9 protein-coding genes and 1 pseudogene are annotated in these 12,214 nt (G+C 46.0%); 6 read left to right on the top strand and 4 right to left on the bottom strand.

What is annotated here, in order from left to right:
• Window positions 1-80 precede the first annotated feature (80 nt).
• On the top strand, window positions 81-593 hold the full coding sequence (locus MKY44_RS15855) for a hypothetical protein (RefSeq protein WP_341007827.1): 513 nt from the start codon (window positions 81-83) through the stop codon (window positions 591-593).
• A gap of 2 nt (window positions 594-595) precedes the next feature.
• On the opposite strand, the gene MKY44_RS15850 is transcribed toward MKY44_RS15855, so the two are convergent.
• From MKY44_RS15850 to MKY44_RS15835, 4 genes and pseudogenes are all read right to left on the bottom strand, one after another.
• Window positions 596-1,549, bottom strand: coding sequence for a hypothetical protein (locus MKY44_RS15850; RefSeq protein WP_341007826.1), 954 nt, complete (start codon window positions 1,547-1,549; stop codon window positions 596-598).
• Window positions 1,527-2,117, bottom strand: coding sequence for an RNA polymerase sigma factor (locus tag MKY44_RS15845; protein WP_074095416.1), 591 nt, complete (start codon window positions 2,115-2,117; stop codon window positions 1,527-1,529). Before MKY44_RS15845 ends, MKY44_RS15850 begins: the two co-directional genes overlap by 23 nt.
• A gap of 247 nt (window positions 2,118-2,364) precedes the next feature.
• A pseudogene (locus tag MKY44_RS15840) lies at window positions 2,365-3,598 on the bottom strand (aminopeptidase).
• A 90-nt stretch (window positions 3,599-3,688) separates the two neighbouring features.
• Window positions 3,689-4,921, bottom strand: coding sequence for an aminopeptidase (locus MKY44_RS15835; RefSeq protein ID WP_124115192.1), 1,233 nt, complete (start codon window positions 4,919-4,921; stop codon window positions 3,689-3,691).
• 210 nt (window positions 4,922-5,131) lie between these two features.
• Here MKY44_RS15835 and MKY44_RS15830 point away from each other — a divergent pair, with 210 nt between their 5' ends.
• From MKY44_RS15830 to MKY44_RS15810, 5 genes are all read left to right on the top strand, one after another.
• Window positions 5,132-5,404, top strand: a complete 273-nt coding sequence (locus MKY44_RS15830) for a hypothetical protein (protein ID WP_047843332.1) — start codon at window positions 5,132-5,134, stop codon at window positions 5,402-5,404.
• 180 nt (window positions 5,405-5,584) lie between these two features.
• Window positions 5,585-6,394, top strand: coding sequence for an MBL fold metallo-hydrolase (locus tag MKY44_RS15825; RefSeq protein ID WP_036673769.1), 810 nt, complete (start codon window positions 5,585-5,587; stop codon window positions 6,392-6,394).
• Window positions 6,395-6,573: 179 nt separating this feature from the next.
• Entirely contained in the window at window positions 6,574-7,584 is a 1,011-nt protein-coding gene (locus tag MKY44_RS15820) for an aldose 1-epimerase (RefSeq protein ID WP_341007825.1), read from the top strand.
• Window positions 7,585-7,716: 132 nt separating this feature from the next.
• Window positions 7,717-9,105 carry a class II fumarate hydratase gene (gene fumC, locus MKY44_RS15815; protein WP_074095411.1) on the top strand — a complete coding sequence of 463 codons (1,389 nt, stop codon included), beginning with the start codon at window positions 7,717-7,719 and terminating at the stop codon, window positions 9,103-9,105.
• 177 nt (window positions 9,106-9,282) lie between these two features.
• Window positions 9,283-12,027: a CHASE3 domain-containing protein gene (locus tag MKY44_RS15810; RefSeq protein ID WP_341007824.1), complete on the top strand. Its 2,745-nt coding sequence runs from the start codon at window positions 9,283-9,285 to the stop codon at window positions 12,025-12,027.
• Window positions 12,028-12,214 lie beyond the last annotated feature (187 nt).

Raw genomic sequence — 12,214 nt, 5'->3', positions numbered from 1 at the left:
TTTTTTTTGAAACCTGTCACCCGATCCGTCCGTTTATACCCTTACACAAAATCAAGTATGGAAGCGGAGGATGGATCAATATGCGGAAAATGAATAATAAGAGTGCAGCATCTATGCTAAAAATAACCCTTGTTGCCTTGTTAATGGTGCCAACAATGCTGGCTATACCTACGTCCGAACCAGCCGTTGCAAGCCCGATGATCAACGTGTCCTCTGGTGCCCTTACACCCCCACCTCCGCCGGAACCATCCATCCATTCGCTTGCTAACACTCGAGAACTTGGACATATCTATCAAGCGGTCGGTGCACTCATTCCTGGGGGTGGACTATCGGCTATCGTCAATACCAAGACCATGACATATACAGCAATGAAGACACTTTCCGTAGATTATCGACTTGAGCGCTGGACAGGAACAGCATGGGTAACTTTTAAAACGAATTCCAACAATGCAACGAATACAAACTTACTGAATGCCGCATCGGATTGGACCGTTATGCCAGGATATTATTATCGCGTTACCAGTATTCATACAGCGTATGATGGAAGTACCACGGAAACAAGCAAACATGTCTCTGGCACCGTGTTATTCTGATCTTATCGACGGGTGCTGCCGGGAAACTTCTGCTCTTGAAAATCGTTGGCAATAGCAGTCATTTCTTCTTCCGAAAGGGTGCCAAACAGACTCATATTGTTGGAACCCATCATCCACTGAAAGGAGTTATAGGGTGGGCCGATATACATCAGTGCTTCCGAGCCATCCGCCAGCTTTACGGTGCTCATGTCACGAAGCATGGCCCCTTCAATTTTCTCCCCAGGCATGACATGGACATAATCAAACTGGATAATCTCATCCTCTATGCTCTTGCCTTCACTGGTATATTGAACTCTCATTTGTGTGGACTCATAATAATCGTCTGGATTCACAGGGTTTTCAGTATCAAGCACGAGTTCGAATTTGACCTTGTTGAATCGCTCGGGAATGGCATTGGATAACAGAAAGTCACCCATGAACCCTTCGCGTGCGATCTCTTCCGTAACAAGTACTGGACGAAACAGATGGCTCGATAACTCATACGAAGGTGTATTAAGAGCTTCTTCTTCTTGTACTTTAAGAATGTCGTCTAAGCTGGTTTCCGGTGGTGGAGGCGTTTTGGCTGTTGACGGATCAGCCCCCAGTTGGGTCGTGCGATCCTCAATGATAACGGATTTCATGCCATTACCCCAATCTTTGATGGATTGCACAAAAGGGGATACCGCTTGCGTACCGGACGGCAGGCTGAAAATAACGGCCCCGATGGTCACGGACGCAGCTACGACGACTGAAAGTCGCAAGGTACGTATTCTTTTTTTACGTAAACCGATTCTGTTAATTTCCCTGTTTACCTTCTGCCAGGATTGCTGCATGGATTCGGTATGGGAGGCGGAAGGGGCAGAGACGGCCTGATGGAAAGCTTCATCAAAAGCCAGGTCAAACGCAGCGTCGAAATATTCGTCTTCCAGCTCTGAATCGAATCGCTCCACGTTTTTATCGGACTTGCCTTTGCTCAATGCTTCCACCCCATTCCTTATGTAATTTCTTCTTGATACTGCCACGGGCTCTGAACAAGCGTTGCTTCACAATGTCTTCGGAGGTATCCAGTAGTTCGGCCATCTCTCGGTAAGAGAGACCTTTTTTCCACCGTAACTCAACAAGTACACGATATTCCGGTTTGAGCTGTCCGAGATAATATTCAATAGACTCTTCCATCATCTGCGTTTCTACCATGCTTTCCACGGAAGCTGCGGTCTGATTCATCGTCTCCATATCTATAAAAACACTATCCGTATCCAATTGGTTACGGTTATTTTTATTTTTTCTCAGATAATTAATAGCTGTGTTCCGTGTGACAACCTTGAGCCAGGCTTTCAGTTTGACCTCGTCTTCAAAGATGGGTTTGTTTTTAATGATTTTGATAAAAGCTTCCTGAATAATATCTTCTGCTGCAGCACGCTCCTTGATGATATAAACGATAAGACCATGTACCATATTATAATATTCATAATACACTTCTTCTTGAAGTGCAGAGCCTAAATTATGGAAATCTGAGGCTAGTAATAACTGGAGCCGATTGGCCATGATGTTCTCCTTTCTGGTGAACAATCCACAAACATTGGTATCATTACATTTTACAACATAATATGGAAACGATACAATGGGAGGTTGGTCCGGGACAAACCAGATGAGGGAAGTGTGTATAACATGCGGGAAAGTTTGCTGAAAATTAATAAAAGGCCGTCTCGCCAACCATGAATACATGGTTGCAAGACAGCCTTTTTCGCCTATTCAGGAAAAATTATTACGGGAGATAACCCTCCGTGATCAGTTAGAATGCCCAGTCTCCCTTAAGGAAGATGGCTTCACGTTCGCCGTTTGCCGTGATACCGTAGATGTCCGTCTCGGGAGAGCCCATCATGAAGTCCACATGGGTGATGCTGGTGTTCATGCCACGAGCTGCAAGTTCTTCAGGAGACATCGTTTTGCCACCTTCGATATTGAATGCATAGGAACTGCCAATCGCAAGATGGCACGACGCATTCTCATCATACAATGTAGTGTAATACAGGATACCACTCTCAGAGATCGGTGAATGGAAGGGGACCAAAGCGACTTCGCCGAGGTAATGAGATCCTTCATCCATCGAAATGAGTCTTTCCAGCGTATCCTGACCTTCTTCAGCATGAAAATCAATGATACGTCCGTTCTCAAATGTGAGTGAAAAACGATCAATGATACTGCCGCCATAACTGAGTGGTTTGGTGCTGGACACTTTGCCATTAACGCCATGTTTGGCTGGAGCGGTGAATACTTCCTCTGTCGGGATATTCGCGACAAAAGGGGTGCCTTGCTCATTCACGCTACCTGCCTGCGCCCAGATATGACCTTCTGGAAGCTCGACAGTAAGATCCGTCCCCGGGGAGAGGAAATGTAATGCTTGATACTTCTTGTTGTTCAGGGCAACGGCTTTGGTCTCCAGTCGTTCAATATGCTGTTCCCAAGCCGCTACAGGGTCCTCCAGATCGGCTCTCACCGCAGCGAAAATAGCTTCCCACAGCTGGCTAACCTGCTCAGCTGCCGGGAGATCCGGGAATACTTTGGCTGCCCAATCGGGGGAAGGACAAGCCACACCCGTCCAGCTCATTTTATCCGCCTGTTGATACTGACGGTACTTGGCCATCGCCTGACCATATGTACGCTGATGAGTGGAAATCCGCTCCGGGTCAATACCTTTCATCAGGGTCTGGGCTGGATGACAATACGGTCAGGAAGGCTGCATTATTGGCTGCCAGTTCTTCAAGCTCCGCTGCATGCCATTTCGGCGGCTCTTGGAAGGATTCTTCAGGGGCCATCTCAAACCGCAATCGATTGACGGTTTCATCTCCGTATTTTACAATCACCTGCTTGGCTCCAGCTTCATATCCCTTACGTACCAGCAAACGTACGAATTCAGCGGTATCAATCATCGCAGAGATGACAAATACTTGTCCTGGTTGCACGTTAGCACCTACTCTTACAGCAAGTTCGGCGTAACGATCCAGTTTTTGTTCAAAACTTAACATATGAGTTCCCTCCAATTGTTGAATTGGTGACCTGTTGACGCAGGAAAAGAGAGGAGTAATCTCCTCTCTCCTAAATCACATCAAACGGGATTAAAATGCCCAGTTTCCTTGCAGGAAGATCGGCTCTTCCGCGCCTTCGGAGGTCACGCCGTGGATGTTCATTTCTCCGGATCCAATCATGAAGTCTACATGAGTGAGGCTGGAGTTCATGCCACGTTCAATCAGCTCTTCTTTGGACATCGTTTTACCACCTTCCAGACAGAAGGCATAGGCATTACCAATCGCCAAATGGTTGGAGGCATTTTCATCAAACAAAGTATTGTAGAACAAAATATTGGTATCGGAAATTGGGGACTGATGTGGAACGAGGGCTACTTCACCCAGATAGTGTGCACCTTCATCCATCTCGATCAGGTTTTTGAGTGCATCCAGTCCTTGCTCAGCGGTGTAATCAACGATTCGACCGTTCTCAAATGTAAGGGAGAATCCGTCAATCAGGTTGCCGCCGTAGCTCAGTGGTTTCGTGCTGCGAACTGTACCGTTAACACCCGTTTTCAGCGGAGCCGTGAATACTTCTTCCGTAGGCATATTGGCAATAAAGACATGTCCTTGCTCATTCACACTTCCACCGGATACCCAGATATGGCCTTCTGGAAGTTCGATGGTCAAGTCTGTGCCTGGAGCTGTATAGTGAAGCTTCTTGTATTTCTTGTTGTTCAGCAGATCAGCGCGGGAATCCAGGTTTTGCAAATGGGTTTTCCATTCGGCAACAGCATCCTGTTCACCGATCCGTACTGTTTTGAAAATGACATCCCATAGGCGGTCCACTTGTTGCGCTTCTGGAAGATCCGGGAACACTTTAGCTGCCCATTCCGGAGAAGGAACGGCCACGATAGACCAGCTGAATTTGTCAGCCATCTGATAAGAACGATATTTTTCGAGCGCTTTGCCGCGCACTTTTTGGCTAGTAACAATCCGTTCCTGAGCTACACCGTTCAGCAGATCCGGATTTTCAGCGATGACGTGCAGAATAGCGGCACCTTCTTCAACGAGTTCAGTCATTTCAGCTGCAAACCATTTTGGTTCAATGGAGAAGGCTTCATCAGGGGCAAGATCGTAATGAAGACGTGTAACGGTTTCATCGCTCCAGTTTACTTTGACCAATTTCGCACCTTTACCGTAAGCTGCTTTGACAATCAGTCGTACAAAATGTGCTGCCGAGATTGGAGCGTTAACCACGAGTGTCTGTCCAGGATGGACATTGACACCGACTTGTACAGCCAATTCAGCATATTGCTGCAGATTCGTTTCAAAAGTATTCATGCTATTTTTTCCTCCAATGTGATAATAATATCGTAGCTTGTTGGCTATTATAGTCCTCATTACAACTATGTAAGGACTCAGAATGGTTCCTTCATTGAATAAGGTATACGTTGCTACGTTATATATTGTACAATTAACCAATAATAATTACCAAACTAGGTTTACCAGAAATGTTGGAGACCGACTGTAGATGAAAGATTAAAGGAGAGAATGATTGTGAATATTGAAATTATAAGTGCTGAAATGCGCCGTGAAGGTGAAAAAGGATACGTGGGAAATACCGTTTACCGCACAGAAGGCGAAAAGTCAGTATATGAGATTACCTTCATGAGCAAGAACGGAAAAGATTGGGACTATAGCTTGCATTTCACGGAGCAATCCGGTGATGAAGAAGAGTTACTGCGTATGGACGAGCTGCTTGAGAATGATGACGATCTGTACAATCAATTGCTCGATGCTGCTCTGGAGGCATTTCCGGCTTAACTGGCCGAGATGTTCTTGTTCTATTGTGTTGTGTCGATGACTATACTAGACGGTGTATGCCCGAAACAGGGTGTATACCGTCTATTTTATTGGAAATGTTGAATAGATGATCCAGAAAAGGGAAGTCTACGAGATGAATGGAACCAGAGAGACAATCCGCCTAATGGGAGGTAACCGTGAATGGCATCTGACAATCTGATTACAGAAGGGTTGACGGGTCTTGAAGAAGTCGCGCCCGATATTCTCAGTCTACGTACACTATTCGTTAATGTCGTGTTCATCGGAGAGCCAGGAAGCAGGAACTGGGTCCTCGTGGACACCGGAATGGCGAGGTTCACAGATCATATTGTTCAGGTTGCAACAGAACGATTTCAAGGTCCGCCGTCTGCGATCATTTTGACACACGGTCACTTCGACCATGTAGGAACGGTTATTGAGCTGGAACAATTCTGGGGTGTGCCAGTGTATGCCCATCCGCTTGAAATTCCGTATTTAACGGGATTAAAAGATTACCCGCCAGCGGACCCTTCGGTAGGTGGAGGTCTAATGTCCAGGTTGTCATTCGCTTATCCCAATGAGGCAATCAATCTGGATGATCGGATATTCAGTTTACCCAAAGATCATTCCGTGCCAGGTCTATCAGGATGGGAGTGGGTGCACACGCCAGGTCATACGCCTGGACATGTGTCGCTGTTTCGAGAAGCAGACCGTTTGTTAATTGCGGGAGACGCAATCATCACAGTGAAGCAGGAGTCGCTGTGGAGTGTGTTGCTTCAGGACAAACAGTTGCATGGCCCACCATCTTATTTCACAACCGATTGGCAGGCTGCTCATCAATCTGTCCAGCATATCAGGCATCTGGAGCCGAAACTTGCAATTACCGGGCATGGGCATGCCTTGAGCGGAGATATGCTGAGTGAATCCTTGAAGCGGCTTGATCTGGACTTTGAAGAGAGCACTGTGCCGGATCATGGCAAATATGTGGATTAATTGAACTATCATATGAAAGACAGCAGAGACAGCCGTAGCCGTTTGCAGCTGTCTTTTTCATGTCTTTTTTGAGGCTCAATCATGAATTTGTTCTCTATCATAGATTGGTATTTTGCGCTCGGGCATGATATAGTCGAGCCGTATAATATAACCTTAGTATGCAGGAGGTACATATAACGATGACACAGCAAAATGCAGCATTTGAAGAACAATTTGGAGGGATTCCGGCCATTTGGCTTCGTTTTAATCAGTTTGAAGCGGCAGTTATTCCAAGCGTGGGTGCCAACCTCGTTGCTTTCCGTGATACAGAAAAGGGTTTCCGTTATTTGAGAGAGCCGAATCAGGATCAGATGGATGAGTTTATGGCTGCACCTGCGGTCTATGGAATTCCGATTCTTTCTCCACCGAACCGTTATGAGGATGGACGTTTCCCGTGGAATGGTAAAGTCTATCAGTTGCCTGTGAACGAACCGGCTACAGGCAACCATTTGCATGGATTTTTGCATGATGCCGAGTGGAAGGTCGAGGGATACGGTTCGGATCAGCTGGAGAGCTATGTGTTGCTTAGCCAAGACGTGAAAGAAGGACATACATTCTATCAGTACCTGCCGTTTACATTCACGGTGACGCTTCGTTACTCATTGAGTAGCCAAGGACTTCAGCAACAATTGATCGTCCGCAACAACGGGACTGAATACATGCCGAATTTGTTTGCATTCCACACAGCGATTGCTGTACCTTTTGCACCGGACAGTCAAGCCTCGGATTACACGGCCAAAGTTACGATTGGACAACGACGTGAATTGAATGAGCGTTCTCTGCCAACAGGACAATTTCAACCGCTTACACCTGAGGAAGAACAATTGAAGAAAGACGGGGTTAGTCCGTTCTTTGCTGCGATGGATAATCATTACACTGCGGAACCGCAGAATGGACGTAACTATATGGAACTTACGGACAACCGTACTGGAGACAAACTGGTATATGATGTGGGTACATCGTACAAACACTGGATGATCTGGAACAATAACATGGGTGGCGAATTCTTCTGTCCTGAACCACAGATGAACCTGGTTAACGCTCCTAATGTTGAAGGCATCCCGGCAGAAGAAATCGGATTGGTCGGTCTGGAACCAGGTGAACTATTCGAACAAAGCAGCCGATTGTATCCAATTGCATCACAAAAATAATTCACGCTCGTTTTGCGCTACGCTTACAATTTTGTCGAAAAGGTGAAAACCTGCTCGCAAATCATGTATAATATGACGAGATACACAAGCTTTGTAGAGACCCAAACCATCTTTTTGGAGGAGGACAAGCAAGTGGAATACCGCATTGAGAGAGATACGTTAGGCGAAATGAAAGTACCAGCCGACAGGCTGTGGGGAGCTCAGACGCAGCGCAGCAAGGAAAACTTCCCGATTGGCAGTGAACATATGCCGATGGAAGTGATCCGTGCCCTTGCCATTTTGAAAAAAAGTGCTGCGGCCAGTAACCATAAATTAGGTAAATTATCTGCGGCGAAGTCCGATGCTATTGCTTATGCAGCAGACGAGATTATTGCAGGTCGAATTGATGACCATTTCCCACTGGTTGTGTGGCAGACTGGAAGCGGAACACAATCCAATATGAACGTGAACGAAGTGATTGCCAATCTGGGGAACCAACTGCTAGAGCAAAAGGGCAAGGAAGAGCGTCTGCATCCAAATGATGACGTGAATATGTCCCAGAGCTCCAACGATACATTCCCAACGGCTCTGCATGTCGCAGGTGTTCTGGCTGTTGAGGATCAACTCTTGCCGGCCATTGCGGTCTTGAAAGCCACTTTTGCAGACAAGTCGGAGGCATTCAAGGATATTATCAAGATTGGACGTACCCACCTCCAGGATGCAACACCAATTACGCTTGGCCAGGAGATTAGTGGTTGGGAAGCCATGCTGGGCAAGAGTGAGCGTATGATCCGTGAAAGTGTACAGTACCTGAAGGAGCTTGCGATCGGCGGTACGGCTGTCGGAACGGGCATTAATGCACATCCGGACTTTGGAGACTTCACTGCCAAGGAGATTGGCAAACATACGGGGAAAGATTTTGTATCTGCACCAAACAAATTCCACGCACTTACAAGTCATGATGAAGTTGTGTATGCGCACGGTGCCGTTAAAGCGCTTGCAGCTGATTTGATGAAAATCGCCAATGATGTCCGCTGGTTGGCCAGTGGCCCACGTAGTGGATTGGGCGAGATCCGTATTCCTGAGAATGAGCCAGGCAGCTCCATTATGCCGGGGAAAGTCAACCCAACTCAGAGCGAGGCCATTACTATGGTGGTTACGCAGGTCATGGGTAATGATGCAGCGATTGGTTTCGCGGCAAGTCAGGGTAATTTTGAACTGAATGTATTCAAACCGGTTATCATCTATAACTTCTTGCAATCCGTGCAACTCCTGGCGGACTCCATTATTGCGTTTAATGACAAGTGTGCCGTAGGCATTGAGCCTAACCTGGATCAGATTGAACATAATCTGAACAACTCGCTTATGCTGGTTACAGCGCTCAACCCGCATATTGGTTATGAGAATGCAGCCAAAATCGCGAAACTTGCACATAAAGAAGGCTTGTCTTTGAAACAGGCGACGTTACAAACGGGCCTGCTTACCGAAGAGCAATTTGATCAATATGTCGATCCAGCCAAAATGATCGCTCCAAAGGCCTAAAATCAGCCAAAATGAGCAATATAGATCAATGAAGAGGACGACCTGCACAAGCAGGTCGTTTTTCTCATGCTTACCGATGAACTTAAAGCTTGTCAGACTATACGTATACATATAAACTACATATGCACCGTTTTAATTTAATTGAATGGGATACGTATATATTTGGAGGTTTCCGCGTTGTCAAAAACGAGAAGATTTACGATACGCTCCAAAATTTTATTGGGCTATCTTGTGGTTGTGCTTTTGTTTGGTGCTGTTCTGCTAGTGCTTACGGCCCAAATTAATGTGTTACAGAAGGAAAATGATTTTATCTCCCATCATGATCTGGAAGTACATAATCTGACCAACGCGATTGAAAAAAATGTCTTGAACATGGAGACAGGACAGCGTGGATTCATGATTACAGGCAATGAAAGTTACTTGGAGCCTTATTCCCAAGGCCTATCCCAGTGGAGTTCCAACTATGATCAGTTGAATGCTCTCATTAGCGATAATCCTTCACAGCAGCAGAGTCTGCAAAACATCAAAGCTCATATTACACGCTGGATTGAGATTGCTGGGGAGCCGTCGGTGGACTTGAAAAAGCAAGGGGATCAAGCGAAAGTTGTTGCATTCTTCGAATCTGATCCGGGTAAAACTGAAATTGATTTACTGCGCTCTCAACTTACAACCTTCCGTAACACAGAGATCGCTCTGACCGAGGCGAGGGTGACTGAACTTGCCAGACGCAGTTCCACACTGCTGACGATTATGTACACGCTGTGGGGTATTATTGCAGCATTATCCATTGCAGCCGCGATTGTGATATCAGGAAATATCGTCAAAACGTTGCGAGATGTTATGCAAACCATCAGTGATATCTCCAAAGGTGGAAACCTGAAGCAGCGGATTCAGGTGCGTACACATGATGAAGTGGGAGACCTGGGCCACGAAACCAACAAATTATTGGATGAAGTACAGGAACAGAATCGGGTCAAGGACCAGATCACAGGCATTGCCACACTCTTACAGAACCCGACCAATCTGGAAGGATTGTCCCGCTTGTTCCTGAACGAGCTTGCCAAGTTGTTTGAAGTTCCATATAGCGTCTTATATTACTGGAAAGACAATCGACTGCTGCGCGTGGCTGCATATGCTGGGGATGGAGAGAAAGAACGTTCGCCCGGTAAAGTGTCGCTTGCCCCGGGTGAGGGGCTTGTAGGTCAAAGTGCTGTAGAGAAGCGAGTTCTACGCATGAATGATCTGCCCCAGAACTATATCCGAATCTCTTCGGGGCTCGGGTATACATCTGCCACATCACTTACTGTAGTACCGATCCTGTTCGAAGGCAGAACGATTGCGGTAATCGAGCTTGCTTCGATGAAGCCATTGCAAGAGAATGATATGAAGCTGATGCAAGAACTGACGGACATTTTTGGTGTTTCACTACACTCGACCGTCACTCGCATGGAATTACAGCAATTATATGATGAGTCACAAGTTCTGAATGAAGAATTACAGGCACAATCGGAGAAACTTCAGGCTCAGACCGAAGAGATGCTGTCTCAGACGGAGGAACTGCAAATGCAGACCGAAGAGCTTCATATGCTTAATGATCGTCTGGAAATACAGAAGAGTGCTGCTGAGACATCAGCCAATGAACTTGCAGTTGTGGCAGATCAGTTACGAACAAGCTCAGGGTACAAATCCGAATTCTTGGCAAACATGTCCCACGAACTGCGGACACCTCTTAACAGCATGCTGATTTTATCCGAAATATTGTCTGAGAATAAAAACCAACACTTGAATAGTGAAGAGCAGAACTATGCTTCAGTCATTCACAAATCAGGTAAAGATCTGCTGAATCTGATCAATGATATTTTGGATCTATCCAAGGTGGAAGCCGGACAGATGGAAGTGGATTTCGATGATGTCTATCTGGGCAGTGTTCCTGAAGTCATGAACCAGTATTTCCTGAAAACAGCGGAACAGAAAAAAATAGACTTCCGGATTCAGCTCCAAAGTCCTTTACCGGAAACCATCGTGACGGATGAGATGAGATTGCACCAGATTCTCCGAAACCTGCTCTCGAACGCATTCAAGTTCACCAGTGAGGGTGAAGTTGCCTTAACCATCTCCAAAATGAGTCTGGCTCATCCTGAATTGAAAGATCAAGAGACCGATGTGATTGCTTTCTCCGTCAGTGATACAGGTATTGGCATTGCGGAAAACAAACTTCTACAGATCTTTGATGCATTCAAACAGGCGGATGGGGCTACCGCACGTAAATATGGCGGAACAGGACTTGGCCTGTCGATCTCTCAATCGCTTGCGAATTTGCTGGGGGGTTCAATCTCGGCTACAAGTCGTGAAGGACATGGCAGTGTGTTCACGCTGTTCCTGCCACTGCGAAGAGATGAACCTGAGACTATGAATGCATCGCGGTTGTTCCTTAATGAGGTGGCTACCACTACACCTGAGGTCAATAAGCTTCCTTCAATAACTTCCGAACAATCGGATATTTTATTGACACCTCTGGAAGAATCTTTGCTCAGTGGTCGTCAAGTGCTTGTCGTTGATGATGATATTCGAAATGTATATGCGCTGGCTAACGCTCTGGAGCAATATGGCATGAATGTCATTTCAGCTCAGAATGGGTACGAATGTCTGGAATTGTTGGAGCGTGGAGGAGTCAAGCCTGATATCATCATGATGGATATTATGATGCCGGAACTGGATGGTTATGAGACGACGCGCCAGATCCGTGAACGGCTTGGCATGACTCAGCTTCCGATTATTGCACTGACAGCCAAGGCCATGAAAGAGGATCGGGAGAAATGTATTGCTGCAGGTGCTTCGGACTATCTCAGCAAACCGCTGAATATCAAAGATGTATTATCCCGTATGAAATTATGGATGAATCCCGAAACCATGGAAATCTGATCTAAAAACCTATGCCGATTACAGGAAATTGCGCTGTAATTAGGTCATAGGTTTTATTTTTTTGCCGTGTAAGCTTTATTTAGAAAATTGATGTTATAATACTTAACAATCAACAAAGTTAAATGGATGAATATAGATTTAATTAGAAGTATAATCCAGAATATAGTCTACAGAAACGACAATAACA

It is taken from the genome of Paenibacillus sp. FSL R7-0026 (assembly GCF_038004485.1).
Taxonomy (GTDB): Bacteria; Bacillota; Bacilli; order Paenibacillales; family Paenibacillaceae; genus Paenibacillus; species Paenibacillus xylanexedens_A.
This window is presented reverse-complemented; position numbering and strand designations above follow the sequence as displayed.

Bases quoted from the DNA above. Each gene is read 5' to 3' on its own strand.
- MKY44_RS15855 (WP_341007827.1), top strand. From the start codon at position 81: ATGCGGAAAATGAATAATAAGAGTGCAGCATCTATGCTAAAAATAACC.
- MKY44_RS15845 (WP_074095416.1), bottom strand. From the start codon at position 2,117: ATGGCCAATCGGCTCCAGTTATTACTAGCCTCAGATTTCCATAATTTA.
- MKY44_RS15835 (WP_124115192.1), bottom strand. From the start codon at position 4,921: ATGAATACTTTTGAAACGAATCTGCAGCAATATGCTGAATTGGCTGTA.
- MKY44_RS15830 (WP_047843332.1), top strand. From the start codon at position 5,132: ATGATTGTGAATATTGAAATTATAAGTGCTGAAATGCGCCGTGAAGGT.
- MKY44_RS15825 (WP_036673769.1), top strand. From the start codon at position 5,585: ATGGCATCTGACAATCTGATTACAGAAGGGTTGACGGGTCTTGAAGAA.
- MKY44_RS15820 (WP_341007825.1), top strand. From the start codon at position 6,574: ATGACACAGCAAAATGCAGCATTTGAAGAACAATTTGGAGGGATTCCG.